A 20,162-nucleotide genomic window follows, 5' to 3' on the forward strand; every position below is an offset into this window, starting at 1 on the left:
AAGGGACGCCCCGACCCACCGTCAGCCGCCCGGCCTCACCGGAAGATCCCGGTGTGGCCCAGCGAATACCGCCCCGGCTGCGGATAGACCGCCAGCCCGTGCGGCCCCGCGCCCACCGGGATCTTGGCGATCAGATGCCCGTCACTGGTGTCGATCGCGTACACCTCCGAGTCATAACGCCCCGACAGCCACAGCACCTTGCCGTCCGCCGACACCCCGCCCATGTCCGGACTGCCGCCACCGGGCAGCTCCCACTTCTCCACCAGCTTGCGACTCGGCAGGTCCAGCACCGAGATCGAACCCTCGCCCCGGTTGGAGATGTACATCGACTTCGAGTCCCGGCTGACATACAGCCCGTGCGCGCCCTTGCCCGTGGGCATCAGCCACGGCTCCGTGAACTTGTCACCGTCCAGCACCCAGATGCCGTCCGCCATCATGTCCGCGATGTACCACGTCTTACCGTCCGAGGAGATCTTCACGTCCTGCGGCATGGCCCCGTCGAACGGCAGCTTCTGCTGCCCGATCACCTTCATCTTCGCCGTGTCGACCTTGAGCAGCTCCCCCGAGAACTCGCAGGACACGATGAAATACTTCCCGTCCGGCGAGAAGTCCGCGTGGTTGACCCCCTTGCACTTCACCGGCTCCGTCTTCTTCCGCCGCATGGTGTGCGCGTCACGGAAGACCAGCTCCCGGTCCATCGACGCCATCACCACCGCGTACTTCCCGTCGGGCGTGAAATAGAGGTTGTACGGATCGTGCACGTCGACCGGCTTCCCCGCCTTGCCGGTCGCCGGGTCGATGGGCGTCAGCGTGTGTCCCCGGTCGTTGTTGACCCACAGCGTCTTCAGATCCCACGAGGGCACCACGTGCTGCGGCTGCGCACCCACCGGGATCGTCTCGATCACCTTGTACGTCTTGGGGTCGATGACACTGACCGAATCCGACTCCGTATTGGGCACATACACCCGCGACGGAAAGTCCTTCACCACCGGCGAGAGCAGATTCGGCCGGTCCGCCGCGTACAGATCGTGCGGATCCAGCAGCGGCGGCATCCCGGGCAGCCCCTGCGGAGCCGCCTGCGCCTTGCGATGCGTCCCTTCACGCGGATGCGCACCCGCCGCCTCGTCACCGGAGTCCCCGCCGCAACCGGAGACCAGAAGGGCACCGGCGGTGGCGCACAGCAGCGCCAGTCGCAGACGCGAACGGCGAAGGGAGCGAGAAGAGCGACGGCAGAGTCGGTCGTACGAGGACTGGATCATCGGGTCAGCAGCTCCGTAGTCGTCACCGCACGCAGACCGCGGCGATGCAGGCCGTCGAGGATCGCGGGCAGCGCGGCCACCGTGCCGTCGTGCCCGAAGTGCAGGCTCACGACCGACCCCGGCCGCGCCGCGCCCAGCACGGTACGCCGGACCGACTCCGCGCCCGGGTCGGTGTAGTCGAGGGAGTCCACGTCGTAGGAGAGGACGTGCTCATAGCCCGCCTTGCGCGCCAGCCCGGCCACCCGGTCCGTGGCGAACTGCGCGCGCGACGGCCGGAACCAGCGCCCGATCCCGCCCGTCAGCCGGCGCAGCCGGTCCGCGCACCGGGTGATCTCCGCATAGGCGTCGGCCTCGCCCATCGCCGAGATGTCGAGGTGGCGCATGGTGTGGTTGCCCAGCTCATGACCGCCGTCAAGGATCCGGTGCGCCATCTCGGGATAGGCGTCGAGCCATTCGCCGACCGCGAGCACGGTCACCCTGGCCCCGGCCCGCTCGGCCTCCCCCAGCAGCCCGGTCGCGGACCGCGGGTCGCCCTGGCCGTGGAAGGTGAGCGCCACGCCGCTGCCCGTACGGGGCCCGTGCTCGATCTGGACGGGCAGCCCCGCCGGTAGCGCGGCCAGGGCGGGCGGCGATCCGGACGGCCGGGGCGGCGCCGTCGACCGTACGGACGGGTCGGCGGCCCGGGGGCCGGGGGACCCGTCGTCCCGGCCGCAGCCCACGGCGGCCCCGGCGAGGGCGCCTCCGGCGGCCGCGCGCAACACGGTACGGCGGTGAAGGAAAGTCACCGCACCATTAGAACTTCTTGTTATTAAGACTTTGGGAGATTTGCCCGCTTTTCACGGACGCGTGTCATCGTCCGCCCGGGTATACGGGTGAACCCGGCCGATCTCAGACAGCGGCGGGCCACGCGTCCGCGAGCATCTTGCGCGTGTCCGCGAGCAGTTGGGGCAGCACCTTGGTGTGGCCGACGACCGGCATGAAATTGGTGTCGCCACCCCAGCGCGGAACCACGTGCTGGTGCAGGTGAGCGGCGATGCCCGCGCCCGCGGCGTCGCCCTGGTTCATGCCGATGTTGAAACCGTGCGCCCCGGAGGCGGTGCGCAGCGCGGCCATCGCCCGCTTGGTGAAGTCGGCGAGCTCCAGCGTCTCGGCCTCGTCGAGCTCGGTGTAGTCGGCGACGTGGCGGAACGGGACGACCATGAGGTGTCCGCCGTTGTACGGATACAGATTCAGCACCGCGTAGACGCGCTCGCCCCGCGCGACGATCAAGCCGTCCTCGTCGGACTTGGCCGGAATCGAACAGAACGGACAGCCGTCACCGGCACCCGGACCGCTCGGCTTGTTCTCCCCCTGGATGTACGCCATCCGGTGGGGCGTCCACAGCCGCTGGAAGGCGTCCGGGGACCCTACTCCGATCTGCTGTTCTGGCTCAGTCGTCATGCGGGCCAGCATATTCCTCGGCGGGTATGCGGAGAGGGGCGGCCCTGGCGGGCCGCCCCTCTAACCCCGCAGATGCGGGGACCAACGTGTACACCCCACATGCAGCCAAGGGAAAGCTGGGGCCACTCCCGCCTGTGCGGGCAACAGATCACACCTGCACGCGACGCTCCACCACGTCAACGAGCTTCGCCAGCGCCTGGTCACGGGGAATTCCGTTCTCCTGCGACCCGTCGCGGTAGCGGAACGACACCGCACCATTCGCGACGTCCTCATCACCCGCGATGACCATGAACGGCACCTTGGACTTCTGAGCGTTACGGATCTTCTTCTGCATGCGGTCCGACGAGGCGTCGACCTCGACCCGCAGACCCTTCTTCTTCGCCTCGGCGGCGAACTCCTGCAGATACTCGACGTGCGCGTCGCCGATCGGGATGCCGACCGCCTGCACCGGGGCCAGCCACGCCGGGAACGCGCCCGCGTAGTGCTCCAGCAGCACCGCGAAGAACCGCTCGATCGAACCGAAGAGCGCACGGTGGATCATGACCGGACGCTGTTTGGTGCCGTCGGCACCGGTGTACTCCAGGTCGAAGCGCTCGGGCAGGTTGAAGTCGAGCTGGATGGTCGACATCTGCCACGTACGACCGATGGCGTCCCTCGCCTGCACCGAGATCTTCGGGCCGTAGAAGGCCGCGCCGCCCGGGTCCATGACGAGCTCCAGGCCCTGCTTCTCGGCCACCTTGCGCAGGGTCTCGGTGGCCTCCTCCCAGCTCTCGTCGGAGCCGACGAACTTCTCCTCGTCCTTGGTGGACAGCTCCAGGTAGAAGTCGGTCAGACCGTAGTCGCGCAGCAGGTCGAGCACGAAGGTGAGCGTCGTGTCGAGCTCCTCCGCCATCTGCTCGCGGGTGCAGTAGATGTGCGCGTCATCCTGAGTGAAGCCACGGGCACGGGTCAGGCCGTGCACGACGCCCGACTTCTCGTAGCGGTAGACCGTGCCGAACTCGAACAGACGCAGCGGCAGCTCACGGTACGAGCGGCCACGCGCGTCGAAGATCAGGTTGTGCATCGGACAGTTCATGGGCTTGAGGTAGTAGTCCGTGCCCGCGTCGAGCTGCATGGGGGGGTACATGCCGTCGGCGTACCAGTCCAGGTGGCCGCTCTTCTCGAAGAGGGCGCCCTTGGTGGCGTGCGGGGTGTAGACGAACTCGTAGCCGTTCTCCTCGTGCTTCCGCCGGGAGTAGTCCTCCATGACCCGGCGGATGATGCCACCGCGCGGGTGGAAGACCGCGAGACCCGAGCCGATCTCGTCCGGGATGGAGAAGAGGTCCAGCTCGCTGCCGAGCTTGCGGTGGTCGCGCTTCTCCGCCTCGGCCAGGAACTCCAGGTGCGCCTTCAGCTCGTCCTTCGACGGCCAGGCGGTGCCGTAGATGCGCTGGAGCATGGGGTTTTTCTCGCTGCCGCGCCAGTACGCGGCAGCGTTACGCATCAGCTTGAACGCCGGGATGAACCGGGTCGTCGGCAGGTGCGGGCCGCGGCACAGATCCTTCCAGCACAGCTCGCCCGTCTTCGGGTCCAGGTTGTCGTAGATGGTGAGCTCGCCCGCGCCCACCTCGACGTCCGCGCCGTCGTCGTGCGAGGCGGAGCCCTTGAGGCCGATCAGCTCCAGCTTGTACGGCTCGTCCGCGAGCTCCTCGCGGGCGGCCTCGTCGGTGACCACGCGGCGGGAGAACTTCTGGCCCCGCTTCTGGATCTCCTGCATGCGCTTCTCGATGGCCTTGAGGTCATCGGGGTGGAAGGGCTTCTCGACGTCGAAGTCGTAGTAGAAGCCGTCCTTGACCGGCGGGCCGATGCCCAGCTTGGCCTCGGGGAAGAGCTCCTGCACGGCCTGCGCCATGACGTGCGCGGTGGAGTGGCGCAGGATGTCCAGGCCGTCCTTGGAGGAGATCTCGACGGGCTCGACCTCCTCGCCGTCGGCGACGACGTACGCGAGGTCCTTCAGCTCGCCCGCGACGCGCGCGGCGACGACGGTGCGCTCTCCGGCGAACAGGTCGGCGGCCGTAGTGCCCGTCGTCACCACGCGCTCTTCCCGCTCGGAATCGCGATGGATGATCACACGGACGTCTGACACCGGTCTCTCCTGACTGAAGGGGCGCGACAGTGGACACTGCGCGCCTGAATCGTACCGAGCCCGGCCCCCTGGTCGCGAAACGGTTTGGCGCCGCGGGCGGGAGGGACCGGAATCGGTCCGGTCAGCCGTCCCCGCAGCCCTCCTCGAAGAAGTCGGGATTCTCCTGCAAGGTCTTCAGCAGGCGGTCCCGCTCGGCGTCGTCCACGGTCAGCGGCATGACGCCCGCGGCGTCGGCCAGCCGCCGGAATCCGCCGCGGCTCTCCAGCCGCCCGCTCACCCGGACCGGCAGTCCCAGCAGGTGCGCGTGGCCGGCGATGCGGTAGTCGTCCTCGCCGAGCGCGATCCGCACCTGGGTCACCTCCGCTCCCGTGAGCACCCGGAGCCGCACCACTCCCGCGCCACCGGGCCGGTCACGGCGCATGCGCACCACGGTGCCGGTGAGCCGCACGGGCACCGAGGGCTCGTTCCGGATGTAGCGGGCGCCCGCCTCGCGGAGGACGGGCAGGTCGCCGGGCGAGAACTCCACCGGCTCGGGGTGCGCGGCGAAGCCCTCGGGCGGACCGGCCGCCGGTGACCAGTGCAGATCCATCCGGATGCCCTCGGAGCCGCGTACCAGGGTGATGATCGCCTCGGTCAGCTCCTGGCACACCCCCGCCTCGACGGCGGACTCGAACGCCTCCCGGCCGCCGGTGGCGCGCTGGTAGTCGGTGGCGTCGCGGGTCGCGTAGAGGGCGCGGAGCAGTGCGGTGGTGACCGGTCGGCCGGTGCGGTCCCGTTCGTCGGGTCCGACCGGGACGAAGACCGTCAGCTCCCGGCCGCCGGGCGCGGGTCCGACGAGCAGCCGGTCCAGGGCGGCCTCGGCGCGGCGGCGGTGGCGGGCCCCGTGATAGCCGGCCGGTTCGTGGGCGGCGAGGGCCGCGGCGAGCAGCATCGCGCGCGCCCCTGCCCGTAAGCGCTCCTGGGCCGCCCAGACGGCGGCCGGTATCCCGGGGTCGGGCACCTCGCGCTGCCAGCGGATCTCGTCGCCCGGCACGCGCAGGGAGAGGAGGATGTCGCGCGCGGAGGGGTCGGGGCTGCGTTCGAGTGCGGTGAGTGCCTCGGTGAGCAGGTCGGCGCTGTCGGGGTAGCCGCGGCTCTCGGGGAGCAGCAGGCTGGTGCCGGTGCCGTCGGGCGGGGTCCAGCGGCTGTACGCGCCGGGGGTGCCGCCGCGCCGCCGCCAGCCGTGACGGGCGAGCAGGGCGCCGAGGACGGCGGGGTCGGGCGGGACGGGGGGTCGTGCGGAGCGGTGGCTCGGCCGGTGCATCAGGGTCTCCCTCCCGCCCCGACGCGCGTCATGATCTCGCAGAGCGCGCGGTCGTCGAAGATGCGTGTGGTCGGGATGCGCACGGTGGTCCTGTTCCTGCCGGTCACCGGGTGTCCCGCGAGGTTGGTCCAGTAGCAGCAGTGCCGCAGTTCGAGGCCCTCGTGTTCGGCGCGGAGCCAGTCGTCGCGGGCGCGGGGCACGATCATCACGACGAGGATCTTGTGCACCGAGACGGGGGTGCGGGCGAGCTTCGCCAGGTGGTCGTTGTCGAGGGTGAAGGCGAAGGTGGGGGCGGCCGGGCGGGCGCCCTGCAGGTCGGTGGGGCGGGTGCCCGGAGGTCTGGCCGGGCGGGCGGCGGGCCGGGGGGCCAGCTGGTAGGTGGCCTTGAGCTGGACCTTGATGGTGACTTCGTCGTCGACGGTGTGGCCGGGGGCGCTGTGGCTGACGTGCCAGTCGATGCCGTAGTCGGGGAAGGGCTGGGCCAGGGAGCAGCCGGCGGCCGCGGCGACGGCGTGCAGATAGCCGACCTGGAGCGTTTCCATGCAGGCGGTGGTGGCGAGTGCGCCGCGCGTGGGGGCGGACGGTTCCGGCCGGTCTCGCCTCCCGTTCGCGGGGGACAGCCCGCCCCGTTCGGGCTGCGGGAAGGCCATGTCCGAATCCCTCCGGGCGTCGTCGGACCCTGCGGTCCGTACATCTGTGTTGTCTCCTTTGCAACTCCACTGCAAACAAGGGCGGTTCGCGTGGCGGATTACCCGGGTATCACCTCGCGGGGAGGGCCAAAACACGCCATTCGGCAGACAAGCGCGAGGAGTTGTGCACATGTGCTGGTTCGAGGGACCACTCGCCGCTTTCGACACCGAGACCACGGGAGTCGATGTCGAGCACGACCGGATCGTCTCGGCTGCGCTGGTGGTGCAGTCGTCGGAGGGGGCGACGCCGTTGGTGACGCGCTGGCTGGTGGATCCGGGGGTTCCTGTGCCGCCGGGGGCTATAGCGATACACGGTTTGACGGACGAGCACCTCCAGCGGAACGGGCGCTGGCCGGCGCCGGTGATGGAGGAGGTGGCGCGGGCCCTGGCCGAGCAGTCGGCGCACGGCATACCCCTGGTGGTGATGAACGCGCCGTTCGATCTGACGTTGCTGGACCGGGAATTGCGGCGGCACCGGGCGTCGACACTGGCGAGGTATCTGGGGCCGAACGCGCTGTGTGTGCTGGATCCGTGGGTGCTGGACAAGCATCTGGACCGCTATCGCAAGGGCCGTCGCACGCTGACGGATCTGTGCGCGCACTACGGGGTGGAGCTGGAGGGCGCGCACGACGCGGCCGCGGACGCTTTGGCCTCGCTGGAGCTCGTGCGGGCGGTGGGCCGTCGTTTCGCGGCGCGGCTGGAGCGGCTGACGCCGGCGGAGCTGCACGAGCGGCAGGCGGTGTGGCACGCGGCACAGGCGCGGGGGCTCCAGGCGTGGTTCGCCCGCAACGGCTCGGAGGAGGCGTGCGACCCGGCGTGGCCGCTGCGGCCGGAGCTGCCCGCCGCGGCGTGAGGGGCGGCGGGGGCCGCTCAAGCCGTCGCCGGGCCGCCGGTCAACGCACAAGGCCGGTGCGTCAGTTGACGCACCGGCCTGCTCGGGGTGGGCGATACTGGGTTCGAACCAGTGACCTCTTCGGTGTGAACGAAGCGCTCTCCCACTGAGCTAATCGCCCGAGTGTGTCTCGGGGTCTCCCCCGGGAACGGGTTGAACAATACAGGCCGTGGCGGCGCTTCATCAAATTCGGTCGGCTCCGGCCTCCAGCCGGGTGCGCAGCCCGCGCCGCCCGGCGCGCATCATCCAGGCGTGATTGGCGAGGAAGAGCGGCCGCGCGGGTATGGCGAAGCGCCTCATCAGGGGTTTGCGCACCTCGACGTCCTGCTCGAAGCGGGCCTGGCTGCCGGTGCGGCCGTACGGCAGGACGGTCCAGCGGGCCCAGCCCTCCAGGTCGCCGCCCATGGTCATCTCCAGGGTGCGCGCGAGGGGGTCGCGGCTGGCGTCGTGGGCGGTGAAGACCAGCTCGTACGGCAGGAGGGAGCGGATCCGGAAGGTGCCGCTGTCGGCACCGACGCGCCTGGCCTCCCGCACTTGCGGCCACCAGGAGGGATAGTCCTCCGGGATCTCCAGGCAGGCGTAGAGGACGTCGGGGGTGACGGCGAAGGTCCACGTGGCGCGGAAGCGGTACCGATTCGGGGCGGCCAGTGCCGACGGCAGGGGCATGGGCTCAGGACACACCTAAAAACCGAGGGTCCGCAAGGGGTGAACCTCGCGGACCCTCGGTCCTGTGTGGGCGATACTGGGATCGAACCAGTGACCTCTTCGGTGTGAACGAAGCGCTCTCCCGCTGAGCTAATCGCCCGGGCGCACCGCAAACATTACCGCATGTCAGACGGTGTTCGGTACCGGCTGGGGCGGGGGCTCAGCGGCGGGCGTTCCAGGGCATGGTCATGCCGTACCGCGACAGATAGACGCCCAGGAGCACGCCGGCGACGGCGAGTCCGGTGACGGTGAGCGCGATATTGCGTCTGCGGACGGCGGGGTCGAGGGCGCGCTGGGCTGCCTCGGTGACCTTGCGCCTGGTCCAGCGAAGCACGAGCTGCGCCCAGACGAACTCGGTGGCCCAGATCGCCATGCCCGCGAAGATCACCAGCCAGCCGGGGCCGGGCAGGGGCAGCATGATGACGCCGGCCACGACCACGGCGAGGCCGGCCACGAAGACCCCGGCCTGCCAGCTGAGGTGCAGGGCGCGGGAGCGCCTGATGAAGTGCGGGGCCCGGGAGCCGAGGGCCGGCGGCCGGTCCGTGGTCCGCTCCCCGGGCGCGGGTGCCTCGGCCCGATCGCCGGCCGTCGTCGCGCGGGGCCGCCGCTCGTCACTCTCCGCATTCATACTCCCCAACGTACCGGACCGAACCAGATCTCACCGGAATGGCGGTATTCGCCGGGGAACGGCTCCGCCGTACGAGGTATCCGAACACTCCTAAATCGGTCAGAGGGGTTTACAACGGCACCGTAGGTGGCATGTCGATTTCGCCGACGTGCGAATCCCCGAGCGCACACTGAGCGAAAGGCCCTGGCGCTTATGAACACCACGGTCAGCTGCGAGCTGCACCTGCGCCTCGTCGTGTCGAGCGAATCCTCACTGCCTGTTCCCGCAGGCCTGCGGTACGACACGGCCGATCCGTATGCCGTGCACGCCACCTTCCACACCGGAGCCGAAGAGACGGTCGAGTGGGTCTTCGCCAGAGATCTGCTCGCCGAGGGCCTGCACCGGCCCACCGGCACCGGAGACGTCCGTGTCTGGCCGTCCCGCAGTCACGGTCAGGGCGTCGTCTGCATCGCCCTGAGCTCGCCCGAGGGCGAGGCCCTGCTGGAGGCCCCGGCGCGGGCCCTGGAGTCGTTCCTGAAGCGGACCGACGCCGCGGTGCCGCCGGGCACCGAACACCGTCACTTCGACCTGGATACGGAGCTCTCGCACATCCTGGCCGAGAGCTGAGCCCGGGCCGGGGCTGACACCGGCGCGCCCGCCCACTCGGGGGGTCGGGTGCGCAACCTCGCACAGTGCGGGCCGTACGGCGCCGTCACCGCGGATCCACCGCGGGCGACGGCGCCGTCGCGTTGTGGAGCCGCTAGAGTCGGTCCTCCGATCGAACACATGCCGCCCCAACCCCCCTCGGCCAGGGAGCGAACGAACCGTGCTGATCAACCACGACACCCGGTGCGCGCTCGACGCGGTGGTGGACCTCGTGAACACCGCGATCGCGGGGCCCGAGGGCGGGCCGGCGGACACGCTCGCCGGCCTCGCGGAGCTGCGGCAGTTCGTCGAGCGGCACGACATCAGCGGGGTCGGCGCACTCGGGCAGCGGGATCTGGCGGCCGTACGGGCACTGCGGGAGCGATTCGCACTGGCTTTCGCGGCCGAGGATTCGACGGCGCTGGCGGAGCTGCTGAACGCCCTGGTGGCCGAGGCCGGCACGACGCCCCGGCTGACCGATCACGACGGCTACGACTGGCATGTGCACTACTTCGCGCCGGGCGCCTCCCTGGCCGATCACCTCGCGGCGGACGGCGGGATGGCACTGGCCTTCCTCGTGGTGGCGGGCGAACGGGAGCGGCTGCGGCGCTGCGAGGCGCCGGACTGCGGGCGCGCCTTCGTGGACCTCTCCCGCAACCGCTCGCGCCGCTACTGCGACGGGCGCACCTGCGGGAACCGGCTCCACGTCGCGGCGTACCGGGCCCGCCGCAAGGAAGCCACGGGCTGACGGAGGCGCCCCTTCCGTAGAGGCGTGCGAAGAAGGCCGGAATAACGCACGGAAAATCGGGTCGGGGAATTGGGGAGCGGGCGCGAAAACCCGCTTCACCGGGTCCGGATTCCGTCGCCCGGAGCATCCATATCTGACGGATCGACAAGTGGGCGGCGGCCGGGGCGGGTTCGCTAAATGCCGTGCTTTTTCAGAATGGCCTCGATATCCGAGAAGTCGTCAGCTCCGCCCGCCCGCTCGCCCTTGGCCTGAGGTCGGGTCACCGTGCGCGACGGGTCCAATGACGGAGCGGAGGCGCCGGGGGCCAGTGCCTCGCGGCTCGCGGCCGCCGCGGCGGCCTTGCGCTCCTTGCGGCCGGCCTTGCCGCCGTCGGCCCCGCGCCGCTGCTCCACCGCTCTGGTGATCATGAAGAGCACGGCCGAGAGCGCCAGCACGCCGAAGCCCAGCCAGACGCCGGGGTCGAAGACCAGGCCGGTGAGCCACCGCAGGATCCCCGTCATGGCCAGGCCGACCGGGACGAGGGCGAACGCTGCTATTCGGGTCGCGGCGAGGAAGCGCTTGCGGTACGCCGTGAGCGCCGCGATGCCCAGGCCGGCCACGGACACCGCCGTGGCACAGATCGTCGAGGCCAGCATCCTGCTCCTCCTGCTTCTCGCGCTGCGCGGGGGCTCCCCGGGCGGGGCGCCTCCTTCCATCCTGCACCGGGCCGCGCCGCATCGGCCACGGCCGGCCGGGGACTCCGGGAGATCTGGGGGGCATCTCGGGGGCGCGCTCCTCCCCAGGGCTGACGCGCCCTGGGGCCACCCCGGCTGGGAGACTGGCCCCATGAGCGATACCGACACCGGCACCACCGCGCGTGCCACCCTCGACGTCTGGTGCGAGTTGCAGTGCCCGGACTGCCGTACGGCCCTCACCGACCTGCTCGCCCTGCGCGAGCACTACGGCGACCGGCTGGACATCCGCCTGCGGCACTTCCCGCTGGAGAAGCACAAGCACTCCTACGCGGCCGCGCAGGCCGCCGAGGAGGCCGCCGAGCAGGGTAAGGGCTGGCCGTACGCGGAGGCGGTACTGGCCCGTGCGGAGGAGCTGGCCGCCCGGGGCGACGAGCTGCTCGTCGAGGTGGCGGGCGAGCTGGGCCTGGACGCCGACGAGGTGGACACGGCGCTGATCGACGGCCGCCACCTGCTGATCGTCGACGCGGACCAGGCGGAGGGCAAGGCGATCGGTGTGAAGGGCACGCCGACGTATGTCATCGGTGGCGAGCTTCTGGATGGCAGCAAGTCGCAGGAGGGGCTGCGGGCGCGGGTCGAGGAGATCGTGGACGGCTTGCTCGCGGCTTAGCGGCGAGGGCGCGCCGGCGCCCGCGGCGGGCTTTTCCCCAGCCCCGCCCCTTCCCGAACTGGGGCTCGTGCCCCAGCCCCCCGGCTGACCCGCCGTTGCCGCCTGCGGCAGGAGCGACCTTCACGCGCTGCTGGGGGTCTGGGGGCTTGCCCCTCACACGGCGGCCGCATATCGGACGCAGCCGGGAAGGGGCGGGGCAGGGGAACAAAGCGCCGCGGGCGGCAACGGCCGGCAGAGAGCCCTCGCACCCGCTACAGCAACCGCTTCGAGAAGTGGAGCTCCGTGTTCCGGTAGCCCAGCGACTCGTACAGCCGCAAAGCGACCGCGTTGCCCGCGAAGACGTTCAGACCCAGTGCCGCCGCCCCGGCGGCAAGCGCCTCCGCCTCTGCCAGCAGCATGAGTGAGCGGCCGTGCCCCCTCCCCCGGTGGTCCTCGGCGACCTCGACGTCGAAAACGTAGGCTTCCGGCTCGCGCAGGCGGCCGACCCAGAGCGTGCCGACCGGGGTGCCGCGGTGGGTGAGGACCCGCAGCGCCGCGTCCGGGGTGTCCAGGCCGTCTGGGAGGAGCTTGCGGTGGTCGGCCAGGGACTTGGCGTGCGCCAGGTCGGCGGGCACGCCGCGGTCGATCCAGCTCTGCGCGTAGTGCTCCCGCCCGCGCTCGGCCCAGGGCCTGAATTCGGCCTCGGTCATCCGCCGCCCCTCGGCGCCCTCGGGCAGCCGGGGCGCGGTGGCGGTGAGCGCCTTGGTCATGTTGCGGTTGCGCTCGGCGTAGCCCAGCGCGCCGGCGAGCCCGAGGGCCACCCCGGCGTCCGCGGGTACGGACACCTCGACGCTTTCGCATCCCCAGCCGCGCAGGACCTCCTCGGCGGCGAGGGCGGCCACGGTGCCGCGCCCGCGGTGCCGGTCCCGTTCGTCGATCCCCAGCCGGAGTATCCGGCCGGCCCGGGGACCGAACCGGTCGTCGGTGGCCAGGTCGATGCGGCCGACGGGTCTGCTGTTGACACAGACCTCGTACGACCGGGACCGGACTCCGGCGGCGGTGCGCTGTTCGGGTGCGGTGGGGCGCAGGGTGGTGGTCACGGGTTTTTTGTACCTGCCCCGCGCCCCTACGTCACGGGCTTTACGGATCGATGTCCGCCGCCGACCGCTCCTCGAAGATCCGCGCGGCCTTGGCGGTCACCGGGCCGGGGGCGGCGGGCAGGGACCGGCCGTCGACGGCGCTGACGGCCTGGACGTCCCGCAGCGTGGAGGTCAGGAAGACCTCCTCGGCGCGGTCCAGGACGTCGGCGGGCAGGGTCGTCTCCTTGGCGCCGGCCCACTCCAGGACGAGGGCGCGGGTGATCCCGCCGAGGCAGCCGGAGGCGAGGGGCGGGGTGTGGAGTTCCCCGTCGAGGACGACGAAGACGTTGGAGCCGGTGCCCTCGCAGAGGTCGCCGACGGTGTTGGCGAAGAGGGCCTCGGTGGCGCCGTGTTCGCGGGCGCGGGCGAGGGCGACGACGTTCTCGGCGTACGAGGTGGCCTTGAGCCCGGCGAGCGCGCCGCGTTCGTTGCGGGTCCAGGGGACGGTGACGGCGGTGGTGGTGTCGGCCCGCCGGGTGACCGGGCCGAGGGCGACGACGAGGGTGGGGGTGGTGTCCTCGCGGTCGGAGCCGAGGGGGGCGAGGCCGCCGGTGTAGGTGATCCGGAGCCTGCCGAGCGGCATGGGGCTGGCGTCGAGCACCGCCGCGCAGGCCCGGCGCACCTCGTCGAGGTCGGGTGCGGGCAGGCCGAGGCCGCGGGCGGAGGCGGTCAGCCTGGTGAGGTGGCGGGTCAGGGCGAAGGGGCGCCCGTGGACGGCCTTGAGCGTCTCGAAGACGCCGTCGCCGACCGTCAGCCCGTGGTCGAAGACCGAGACGCGGGCACTGTCCTCGTCGTGCAGGGAACCGTTGAGCCAGATCGTCACCGTTTCGTCCCTCCGAGCGGCTGGTGTGTGCCCGACGCTATCGCGAGCAGGCGGGACGCCTTCAGTTCGGTCTCGGCCCACTCCCGCTCGGGGTCGGAGCCCCAGGTGATCCCGGCGCCGGTGCCGAAGCGCAGGGTGGGGCGGGTGGTGCGGTCGATCCAGAAGGTGCGGATGCCCACGGCGAGTTCCCCGGTGCCGCGGTCGGCGTCGACCCAGCCGACGCCGCCGCAGTAGGGGCCGCGGGGCGCGGTCTCCAGGGACCGGATGATGTCCATGGCGCTGGACTTGGGGGCGCCGGTGACCGAGCCGGGCGGGAAGGTCGCGGCGAAGAGCCCGGCCCATCCGGCGCCGTCGGCGAGGGTGCCGCGGACGGTGGAGACGAGGTGGACGAGGCCGGGGTGCGGCTCGACCGCGCAGAGCGCGGGCACGGTCACGGATCCGGTGGCGCAGACGCGCCCGAGGTCGTTGCGGACGAGGTCCACGATCATGACGTTCTCGGCGTGGTCCTTCTCCAGCAGGTCCGCCGCGGTGCGGCCGGTGCCCTTGATCGGCCCGGACTCCACCGTGCGGCCGCTGCGGCGCAGATAGAGCTCCGGGGAGGCGGTCGCGACCTCCACGCCGTGGGCGGGGAGGCGGATGGTGCCCGCGTAGGGGGCGGGGTTGCCGTGGGCGAGGAGGGCGGTCAGGGCGTCGATGTCGGCGGGGGTGCCGTCGGCGGCCTCCGGCAGGGGCGCGCTGAGGACGCGGCAGAGGTTGGCCTGGTAGACCTCGCCGGCCGCGATGTGCTCGCGGACGCGGCGCACGCCCGCGACGTAGGCGGCCCGGTCCAGGGAGGACGTCCAGTCCTCGCGCGCGGGGCCGTGCCAGCGGCCCGGGACCGCCGTGGGGACGGGGGCGGGCCGTACGTCCGCGAAGCGGGCGCACAGCAGTCCTCCCTCGAAGTCCGCGACCACCGCCCACCAGCCCGTGGAGTCCAGGGCTGCCGGGTCACGGGTGACATCGCGGAGATCGGTGGCTAGGAGGCCGCCGAAGCGGGCCATCGGGAGGGACACCGGAGGGGAGCTGTGCACGTCAACGAGTCTATGGCGGGGCCACGCCGGGTGGCCTGGGCGGACAATCAGCGCAGCACGCTGCGGAAACGGAATTTGAGCTGGCGCTGGAATCCGCTAGAGTTCAACACGTCGCCGGGACGCGGAAGCGAAACGGACAGACACTGCGGACGTAGCTCAGTTGGTAGAGCACCACCTTGCCAAGGTGGATGTCGCGAGTTCGAGTCTCGTCGTCCGCTCGCAGTCTGGGGGATCTTCCCGAACCCCCGCACTCCTGGTGGAGTGGCCGAGAGGCGAGGCAACGGCCTGCAAAGCCGTCTACACGGGTTCAAATCCCGTCTCCACCTCCAAGGACGATTAGCTCAGCGGGAGAGCGCTTCCCTGACACGGAAGAGGTCACTGGTTCAATCCCAGTATCGTCCACCAAGGTCCGCACGGACCTTCCCGCGCGATTAGCTCAGCGGGAGAGCGCTTCCCTGACACGGAAGAGGTCACTGGTTCAATCCCAGTATCGCGCACGCAGCAGCATCCCGGACGATTAGCTCAGCGGGAGAGCGCTTCCCTGACACGGAAGAGGTCACTGGTTCAATCCCAGTATCGTCCACCGAGATCCGCATGGATCTCCCCGCGCGATTAGCTCAGCGGGAGAGCGCTTCCCTGACACGGAAGAGGTCACTGGTTCAATCCCAGTATCGCGCACACCGATCGGCCGGAGGCCGGGGCTTCGAGCTCCGGCCTCCGGCCGTTTTCCGTGCTCTCGTGTTCTTGATTTCCCTGCCGGAACGCGCGAGGGGCCGGGCACCTCCCCAGGTGCCCGGCCCCTCGTGCCGTCCGCCGTTCCCCCGTCCCCACGGGGCTGATCAGCCGGTCCTGTCCCCGGCCCGGGCCGCTCTCCCGGGCCCGGGGCGCCTCAGCGCCCCAGCATTCCGGCCACGGACGACGCTTGTACGACGACGGCGTCCCAGCCGCCGAAGATCACGGCGAGGAATCCCGCGAGGGGCAGCACCATGGCCGCCGCGACGAGGGGGTGGCGGGTGCCGGACGGACGGGGGCCGAAGGCGTCGACGGCCCGCTGGGCGTGTGCCCGGATGACCGAACGTCCCGCGGTCTCCGCCATGACCCTCTCCCGCCGTGCGTCCCTCTGCCGCCGGTCACGCCTGCCGTGATCGACGAGCGGCGGGCGTCTGACCTCGGGGGACGAGTGCAACACCCGCCGCTCTTCCTCAAACCCTAGGCGCGGGGGGCCGCGGGAGCGTCATGCCCTCGTACCGATTGGCGGGCCTCCCGGAGGATGAGCGGCCCGGGGCGGCTACTCCTCTGGTTGGAGACCGGCGGGCCGGGCCCCAGGGTCTTCCCGGAAGGGGCGCGCGGGGCCCGCACGCCCGCCGTGGGCGTGACTTCGCTCACTTCCGATGCGTGCCACAGCTGACTGATCTTCATTTTTTCCCCTCCCCCGCCGGTGGCCGCCACGCACGCCCCGGCCGCGTCCGCCGGGCCCGCGGGGACCGCGTCCGACGGGCCGGCAAGCCGCCCAATCCCCGCTGTCCGGCCGCCGCTTGGGGGATCGCGACCACCTTGGCGGGAAGCAACCCGCTCCCTGGGACCGGGCGTCGGGGATTCCCCGGGTCTCCGGCAAACCGGTCGCCGACGCATGCGCGGCCTATCAGCGCGTGCGCCCGGCAATCCGTAAGCTGGGCACGTCAGACGGACCGGGCAGCGGGGATGAAGATGGCGATGATGCGGCTCCGGCGCGAGGACCCGCGTGTCGTCGGCTCGTTCCGGCTTCACCGCCGGCTGGGCGCGGGCGGCATGGGCGTGGTGTACCTCGGCTCCGACCGGCGCGGGCAGCGGGTGGCGCTCAAGGTGATCCGGCCGGACCTGGCCGAGGACCAGGAGTTCCGGTCGCGGTTCGCGCGCGAGGTGCAGGCGGCCCGGCGGATCCGCGGCGGGTGCACGGCACGGCTGGTGGCCGCCGATCTGGACGCGGACCGCCCGTGGTTCGCCACGCAGTACGTACCGGGCCCCTCGCTGCACGACAAGGTGAACGAGGAGGGGCCGCTGTCGGCGGCTCAGACCGCCTCCATCGGGGCGGCGTTGGCCGAAGGTCTGCTGGCCGTGCACGACGCGGGGGTGGTGCACCGCGACCTGAAGCCGTCGAACATCCTGCTGTCGCCCAAGGGCCCCCGCATCATCGACTTCGGCATCGCCTGGGCGACCGGGGCGAGCACGCTGACGCACGTCGGTACGGCGGTCGGCTCGCCCGGCTTCCTGGCGCCCGAGCAGGTGCGCGGCGCCGCCGTGACGCCCGCGACGGACGTCTTCGCGCTGGGGGCGACGCTCGCGTACGCCTCGATGGCGGACTCGCCGTTCGGCCAGGGCAGTTCGGAGGTCATGCTCTACCGCGTCGTGCACGAGGAACCGCAGCTCATGGCCGTGCCGGACGCCTTGGCGCCGCTGGTGCACGCGTGCCTGGCCAAGGATCCCGAGGAACGGCCGAGCACGCTCCAGCTGTCGTTGCGGCTGAAGGAGATCGCGGCACGCGAGGCGCACGGCGTGACGGACGGCAGGCATCCGCCGGTGCGGCGGGAGCCCGAGCGCCCCTCGGGCCGGCGGGCCGCGGAGTACGCGGAGCAGCGCACCGAGCGGCGTACGGTCCAGGCACACACGCCGCGCCCGCAGCCGCCACGCCAGTCCGGCGGTCCGGCGCGCCCCGCGGTCCCGCGGCCGGCGGGCCGGCCGGGCGGGCCGCGTGGCACCGCGCGCGGCGGGGCGCGGCCCGGTGCGCGGACGGGGTCCGGCGCCCGGCGGCCGGGGCCGGACCGGCGGCTGCTGCGACAGCGCCTGACGGTCTTCGTCGTGGTGACGCTGCTGGTCACGCTGGGCATCGCGCTGGCGCAGAGCTGCCAGGCCCCCGCGCACAGCATGGGTGAGCTCCCCCGGGTGCCCGTGACGTCACAGGGCCCGGCGGTGCCGCCTGGTGACGTGCCGTCGGCTCCGGGCTCTTCCTGACGTCCCGTCCGGGGAGTCAGCTCTCCGGACGGCCCGCCGTCACGGCGTAGAAGGCCACGGCCGCGGCCGCGCCGACGTTGAGGGAGTCGATGCCGTGGGCCATGGGGATGCGGACCCACTCGTCGGCGGCCCGCAGGGCCCGGGCGGACAGGCCGTCACCTTCCGCGCCGAGCATGAGCGCCACCCGGTCGAGGCGGTGCGGGGCGGCGGTGTCCATCGAGACGGCCTTCTCGGCCGGGGTGAGGGCCAGCACCTTGAACCCGGCGGCCCGGACCGTCTCCAGGTCCTGCGGCCAGCTCTCCAGGCGGGCGTAGGGCACGGAGAAGACGGCGCCCATGGAGACCTTCACGGAACGCCGGTAGAGCGGGTCGGCGCAGTCCGGGGAGAGCAGGACGGCGTCCATGCCGAGTGCCGCAGCGCTGCGGAAGATCGCGCCGATGTTCGTGTGGTCCACCAGGCTTTCGAGGACCGCGACGCGCCGGGCGCCTCGCAGCAGCGTGCCCGCGTCCGGGAGCGGCTTGCGCGCCATGGAGGCGAGGGCGCCGCGGTGGACGTGGTAGCCGGTGACCCGCTCGGCGAGTTCGGGGGTGACGGTGTAGACGGGGGCGTCGGCGGCCTCGATGACGTCCCGCATGACGTCCGCCCACTTGGCCGTGAGCAGCATGGACCGCATCGCGTATCCGGCCTGCCCGGCGCGCCTGATGACCTTCTCGCCCTCGGCGATGAAGAGCCCCTCGGCAGGCTCGCGCCTGCGGCGCAGCTCGACGTCGGTGAGGCCCGTGTAGTCGTGGAGCCGGGGGTCGGCGGGGTCGTCGATGGTGATGAGCTCGGCCATGCTGTGTCCTGGTCCTCGTTGGTGCCGCGGGTCAGCCGCGGGGTTCCGGGCCGACCGTCACGACGTCGCCGACCACGATGACGGCCGGGGGGCGTATGCCCTCCGCCGCGATCCGCTCCCCCGCGGTGGCGAGGGTCGCGTCGACGCGGCGCTGGGCGGCGGTGGTGCCTTCCTGGATCACCGCGACGGGAGTCCCGGCGGGTCGGCCGTGCTGGACGAGGGTGGCGGCGATGGCGCCGATGTTCTCCACCGACATCAGCAGCACGAGGGTGCCGCGCAGCTTGGCGACGGCGGCCCAGTCGACGAGGGAGCGCTCGTCGTCGGGGGCGACGTGGCCGCTGACGACGGTGAACTCGTGGGCCACGCCCCGGTGGGTGACCGGGATCCCGGCGGCGGCGGGCACGCTGATGGTGGAGGAGATGCCGGGTACGACGGTGCAGGGGATGCCCTGGTCGGCCAGCGCCTGGACCTCTTCCATGCCGCGGCCGAAGACGTAGGGGTCGCCGCCCTTCAGCCGGACCACGTTCTTCCCGGCGCGGGCGTGCTCGACGAGGGCGTTGTTGATGGCCTCCTGGGCCATGAACCGGCCGTACGGGATCTTCGCCGCGTCGATCACCTCGACGTGCGGCGGGAGTTCGTCGAGGAGGTCGCGGGGGCCGAGGCGGTCGGCGATGACCACGTCCGCCTCCGCGAGCAGCCTGCGGCCGCGCACGGTGATCAGGTCGGGGTCGCCGGGGCCGCCGCCGACGAGGGCGACGCTGCCGGTGCCGCCGGAGGAGGCGGCGGGCGCGCGGTAGTGCGGGGCGGCGAGGGAGCCGTCGCGCAGGCCCTCGACGATGGCGTCGCGCACGGCGGCGGAGCGGCGCGGGTCCTGGCCGGTCAGCACGGCGACGGTGACGCCTTCGCTGCGGCCGGTGGCCGGGGTCCAGGCGGTGGCCGCGTCGGCGTCGTCGCTGCGGACGGCCCAGACGCGGCGGGCCTCGGCCTCGGCGGAGGCCGCTTCGTTGGCGGCGGGGTCGTCGGTGGAGATCAGGGCGTACCAGGCGCCGTCCAGGTCGCCGTCCTGATAGCGGCGGCGCTCCCAGCGGAACCCGCCCGTCTCGGCCAGCGCCTCGACGGAGGGGGTGGCGGACGGGGAGATCAGCAGCACGTCCGCGCCGGCCGCGAGGAGGGCGGGGAGCCGGCGCTGGGCGACCTGCCCCGCGCCGAGGACGACGACGCGTCGGCCGGAGAGGCGCAGTCCGACGGGGTATGCGCTTTCGCTGCGCGCGTGCGGGGCCATGATCTCCTCCGGAGCTGCTGGTCAGAGTGCTGGTGACACTCTATGGGCTCCCCCATCGGCGCTCGGCCGCGCTCCGGTTTCCCCTGTGTCACAGCCAACGGCGGAGGCCGCCTGCGAGCCCCGCCATTGCCGCGTGCGGGGGCCTCCGGCCGCGTCCGCAAGCGCCGGACGAGCTGTTCGGGGTACCGCGCCCCATAGGGGGCGCGGGGAGCGGCGCGACCAGCCGTACACAACTGACGGACGCGAGCCGGCCTCACACCCCACCCGAGTCGGCGCACCCCCCGGCACCCGC

General features: G+C 72.1%; 20 protein-coding genes and 8 tRNA genes. 11 read left to right on the forward strand and 17 right to left on the reverse strand.

Going from position 1 to position 20,162, the window contains the following annotated elements; translation table 11 throughout:
• Positions 1–35 precede the first annotated feature (35 nt).
• The 6 genes from ACH427_RS25415 to ACH427_RS25440 all read right to left on the reverse strand — a co-directional run bounded on the left by ACH427_RS25415 (position 36) and on the right by ACH427_RS25440 (position 6,777).
• Positions 36–1,259 (reverse strand): hypothetical protein, encoded by a 1,224-nt coding sequence (locus ACH427_RS25415; RefSeq protein ID WP_398872862.1) that lies wholly within the window; start codon positions 1,257–1,259, stop codon positions 36–38.
• Positions 1,256–2,044 (reverse strand): polysaccharide deacetylase family protein, encoded by a 789-nt coding sequence (locus ACH427_RS25420; protein ID WP_398872864.1) that lies wholly within the window; start codon positions 2,042–2,044, stop codon positions 1,256–1,258. The genes ACH427_RS25415 and ACH427_RS25420 overlap by 4 nt, the downstream gene beginning before the upstream one ends.
• A gap of 103 nt (positions 2,045–2,147) precedes the next feature.
• Positions 2,148–2,711, reverse strand: coding sequence for an HIT family protein (locus tag ACH427_RS25425; RefSeq protein ID WP_398872866.1), 564 nt, complete (start codon positions 2,709–2,711; stop codon positions 2,148–2,150).
• A gap of 136 nt (positions 2,712–2,847) precedes the next feature.
• Positions 2,848–4,824, reverse strand: coding sequence for a threonine--tRNA ligase (thrS, locus tag ACH427_RS25430; protein ID WP_398872868.1), 1,977 nt, complete (start codon positions 4,822–4,824; stop codon positions 2,848–2,850).
• Positions 4,825–4,945: 121 nt separating this feature from the next.
• Complete coding sequence (locus tag ACH427_RS25435) at positions 4,946–6,127, reverse strand: hypothetical protein (protein WP_398872870.1); 1,182 nt, start codon at positions 6,125–6,127, stop codon at positions 4,946–4,948.
• The gene (locus tag ACH427_RS25440; protein WP_398872872.1) at positions 6,127–6,777 is read right to left on the reverse strand and encodes a DUF4365 domain-containing protein; all 651 of its coding nucleotides are present in this window, start codon (positions 6,775–6,777) and stop codon (positions 6,127–6,129) included. Before ACH427_RS25440 ends, ACH427_RS25435 begins: the two co-directional genes overlap by 1 nt.
• Before the next feature lie 169 nt (positions 6,778–6,946).
• Here ACH427_RS25440 and ACH427_RS25445 point away from each other — a divergent pair, with 169 nt between their 5' ends.
• Positions 6,947–7,669, forward strand: coding sequence for a 3'-5' exonuclease (locus tag ACH427_RS25445; RefSeq protein ID WP_398872874.1), 723 nt, complete (start codon positions 6,947–6,949; stop codon positions 7,667–7,669).
• Between the two features lie 88 nt (positions 7,670–7,757).
• Here ACH427_RS25445 and ACH427_RS25450 read toward each other — a convergent pair.
• The 4 genes from ACH427_RS25450 to ACH427_RS25465 all read right to left on the reverse strand — a co-directional run bounded on the left by ACH427_RS25450 (position 7,758) and on the right by ACH427_RS25465 (position 9,041).
• Positions 7,758–7,829 (reverse strand) — tRNA-Val (locus tag ACH427_RS25450).
• 62 nt (positions 7,830–7,891) lie between these two features.
• Positions 7,892–8,374 carry an SRPBCC family protein gene (locus tag ACH427_RS25455; RefSeq protein ID WP_398872876.1) on the reverse strand — a complete coding sequence of 161 codons (483 nt, stop codon included), beginning with the start codon at positions 8,372–8,374 and terminating at the stop codon, positions 7,892–7,894.
• A 67-nt stretch (positions 8,375–8,441) separates the two neighbouring features.
• A tRNA-Val gene (locus ACH427_RS25460) sits at positions 8,442–8,513 on the reverse strand.
• Positions 8,514–8,573: 60 nt separating this feature from the next.
• Complete coding sequence (locus ACH427_RS25465; RefSeq protein ID WP_398872878.1) at positions 8,574–9,041, reverse strand: TIGR02611 family protein; 468 nt, start codon at positions 9,039–9,041, stop codon at positions 8,574–8,576.
• Between the two features lie 192 nt (positions 9,042–9,233).
• On the opposite strand from ACH427_RS25465, the gene ACH427_RS25470 reads away from it, so the two are divergent.
• Both ACH427_RS25470 and ACH427_RS25475 read left to right on the forward strand, forming a co-directional pair.
• The gene (locus ACH427_RS25470; protein WP_003959770.1) at positions 9,234–9,647 is read left to right on the forward strand and encodes an SsgA family sporulation/cell division regulator; all 414 of its coding nucleotides are present in this window, start codon (positions 9,234–9,236) and stop codon (positions 9,645–9,647) included.
• Between the two features lie 199 nt (positions 9,648–9,846).
• Entirely contained in the window at positions 9,847–10,413 is a 567-nt protein-coding gene (locus ACH427_RS25475) for a CGNR zinc finger domain-containing protein (protein ID WP_398872880.1), read from the forward strand.
• A gap of 173 nt (positions 10,414–10,586) precedes the next feature.
• Here ACH427_RS25475 and ACH427_RS25480 read toward each other — a convergent pair whose 3' ends face one another.
• Complete coding sequence (locus ACH427_RS25480; RefSeq protein WP_398872882.1) at positions 10,587–11,048, reverse strand: hypothetical protein; 462 nt, start codon at positions 11,046–11,048, stop codon at positions 10,587–10,589.
• Between the two features lie 190 nt (positions 11,049–11,238).
• Between ACH427_RS25480 and ACH427_RS25485 the strand changes: the two genes are divergently transcribed.
• Positions 11,239–11,754: a DsbA family protein gene (locus ACH427_RS25485; RefSeq protein WP_398872884.1), complete on the forward strand. Its 516-nt coding sequence runs from the start codon at positions 11,239–11,241 to the stop codon at positions 11,752–11,754.
• Between the two features lie 251 nt (positions 11,755–12,005).
• On the opposite strand, the gene ACH427_RS25490 is transcribed toward ACH427_RS25485, so the two are convergent.
• The 3 genes from ACH427_RS25490 to ACH427_RS25500 are packed head-to-tail and all read right to left on the reverse strand — an operon-like array spanning position 12,006 to position 14,735.
• A complete protein-coding gene (locus ACH427_RS25490) occupies positions 12,006–12,833 on the reverse strand; it encodes a GNAT family N-acetyltransferase (RefSeq protein ID WP_398872886.1) in 828 nt (275 codons plus the stop codon).
• A 40-nt stretch (positions 12,834–12,873) separates the two neighbouring features.
• A complete protein-coding gene (locus ACH427_RS25495) occupies positions 12,874–13,695 on the reverse strand; it encodes an aminotransferase class IV (protein ID WP_398872888.1) in 822 nt (273 codons plus the stop codon).
• The gene (locus ACH427_RS25500; RefSeq protein WP_398872962.1) at positions 13,692–14,735 is read right to left on the reverse strand and encodes a chorismate-binding protein; all 1,044 of its coding nucleotides are present in this window, start codon (positions 14,733–14,735) and stop codon (positions 13,692–13,694) included. Before ACH427_RS25500 ends, ACH427_RS25495 begins: the two co-directional genes overlap by 4 nt.
• 175 nt (positions 14,736–14,910) lie before the next feature.
• Between ACH427_RS25500 and ACH427_RS25505 the strand changes: the two genes are divergently transcribed.
• The 6 genes from ACH427_RS25505 (at position 14,911) to ACH427_RS25530 (ending at position 15,443) form a co-directional block, all read left to right on the forward strand.
• Positions 14,911–14,983, forward strand: a tRNA-Gly gene (locus ACH427_RS25505).
• Between the two features lie 37 nt (positions 14,984–15,020).
• Positions 15,021–15,094 (forward strand) — tRNA-Cys (locus ACH427_RS25510).
• Between the two features lies 1 nt (position 15,095).
• Positions 15,096–15,170 (forward strand) — tRNA-Val (locus tag ACH427_RS25515).
• A gap of 20 nt (positions 15,171–15,190) precedes the next feature.
• Positions 15,191–15,262 (forward strand) — tRNA-Val (locus ACH427_RS25520).
• 14 nt (positions 15,263–15,276) lie between these two features.
• Positions 15,277–15,348, forward strand: a tRNA-Val gene (locus ACH427_RS25525).
• A 23-nt stretch (positions 15,349–15,371) separates the two neighbouring features.
• Positions 15,372–15,443, forward strand: a tRNA-Val gene (locus ACH427_RS25530).
• A 211-nt stretch (positions 15,444–15,654) separates the two neighbouring features.
• On the opposite strand, the gene ACH427_RS25535 is transcribed toward ACH427_RS25530, so the two are convergent.
• On the reverse strand, positions 15,655–15,861 hold the full coding sequence (locus ACH427_RS25535) for a hypothetical protein (RefSeq protein ID WP_398872890.1): 207 nt from the start codon (positions 15,859–15,861) through the stop codon (positions 15,655–15,657).
• Positions 15,862–16,472: 611 nt separating this feature from the next.
• Between ACH427_RS25535 and ACH427_RS25540 the strand changes: the two genes are divergently transcribed.
• Positions 16,473–17,753 (forward strand): protein kinase, encoded by a 1,281-nt coding sequence (locus ACH427_RS25540; protein WP_398872892.1) that lies wholly within the window; start codon positions 16,473–16,475, stop codon positions 17,751–17,753.
• A gap of 16 nt (positions 17,754–17,769) precedes the next feature.
• Here the strand turns inward: ACH427_RS25540 and ACH427_RS25545 are convergent, their stop codons facing one another.
• Both ACH427_RS25545 and cobA read right to left on the reverse strand, forming a co-directional pair.
• Positions 17,770–18,588 (reverse strand): TrmH family RNA methyltransferase, encoded by an 819-nt coding sequence (locus ACH427_RS25545; RefSeq protein WP_398872894.1) that lies wholly within the window; start codon positions 18,586–18,588, stop codon positions 17,770–17,772.
• 31 nt (positions 18,589–18,619) lie between these two features.
• On the reverse strand, positions 18,620–19,870 hold the full coding sequence (gene cobA / locus ACH427_RS25550; RefSeq protein ID WP_398872896.1) for a uroporphyrinogen-III C-methyltransferase: 1,251 nt from the start codon (positions 19,868–19,870) through the stop codon (positions 18,620–18,622).
• Positions 19,871–20,162 lie beyond the last annotated feature (292 nt).

The organism is Streptomyces sp. NPDC020379 (assembly GCF_044387105.1).
In the GTDB taxonomy this organism is placed as follows: domain Bacteria; phylum Actinomycetota; class Actinomycetes; order Streptomycetales; family Streptomycetaceae; genus Streptomyces.

Bases quoted from the DNA above. Each gene is read 5' to 3' on its own strand.
- ACH427_RS25415 (WP_398872862.1), bottom strand. From the start codon at position 1,259: ATGATCCAGTCCTCGTACGACCGACTCTGCCGTCGCTCTTCTCGCTCC.
- ACH427_RS25425 (WP_398872866.1), bottom strand. From the start codon at position 2,711: ATGCTGGCCCGCATGACGACTGAGCCAGAACAGCAGATCGGAGTAGGG.
- ACH427_RS25435 (WP_398872870.1), bottom strand. From the start codon at position 6,127: ATGCACCGGCCGAGCCACCGCTCCGCACGACCCCCCGTCCCGCCCGAC.
- ACH427_RS25440 (WP_398872872.1), bottom strand. From the start codon at position 6,777: ATGGCCTTCCCGCAGCCCGAACGGGGCGGGCTGTCCCCCGCGAACGGG.
- ACH427_RS25445 (WP_398872874.1), top strand. From the start codon at position 6,947: ATGTGCTGGTTCGAGGGACCACTCGCCGCTTTCGACACCGAGACCACG.
- ACH427_RS25455 (WP_398872876.1), bottom strand. From the start codon at position 8,374: ATGCCCCTGCCGTCGGCACTGGCCGCCCCGAATCGGTACCGCTTCCGC.
- ACH427_RS25465 (WP_398872878.1), bottom strand. From the start codon at position 9,041: ATGAATGCGGAGAGTGACGAGCGGCGGCCCCGCGCGACGACGGCCGGC.
- ACH427_RS25470 (WP_003959770.1), top strand. From the start codon at position 9,234: ATGAACACCACGGTCAGCTGCGAGCTGCACCTGCGCCTCGTCGTGTCG.
- ACH427_RS25480 (WP_398872882.1), bottom strand. From the start codon at position 11,048: ATGCTGGCCTCGACGATCTGTGCCACGGCGGTGTCCGTGGCCGGCCTG.
- ACH427_RS25485 (WP_398872884.1), top strand. From the start codon at position 11,239: ATGAGCGATACCGACACCGGCACCACCGCGCGTGCCACCCTCGACGTC.
- ACH427_RS25500 (WP_398872962.1), bottom strand. From the start codon at position 14,735: ATGGCCCGCTTCGGCGGCCTCCTAGCCACCGATCTCCGCGATGTCACC.
- ACH427_RS25535 (WP_398872890.1), bottom strand. From the start codon at position 15,861: ATGGCGGAGACCGCGGGACGTTCGGTCATCCGGGCACACGCCCAGCGG.
- ACH427_RS25540 (WP_398872892.1), top strand. From the start codon at position 16,473: ATGGCGATGATGCGGCTCCGGCGCGAGGACCCGCGTGTCGTCGGCTCG.
- ACH427_RS25545 (WP_398872894.1), bottom strand. From the start codon at position 18,588: ATGGCCGAGCTCATCACCATCGACGACCCCGCCGACCCCCGGCTCCAC.
- cobA (WP_398872896.1), bottom strand. From the start codon at position 19,870: ATGGCCCCGCACGCGCGCAGCGAAAGCGCATACCCCGTCGGACTGCGC.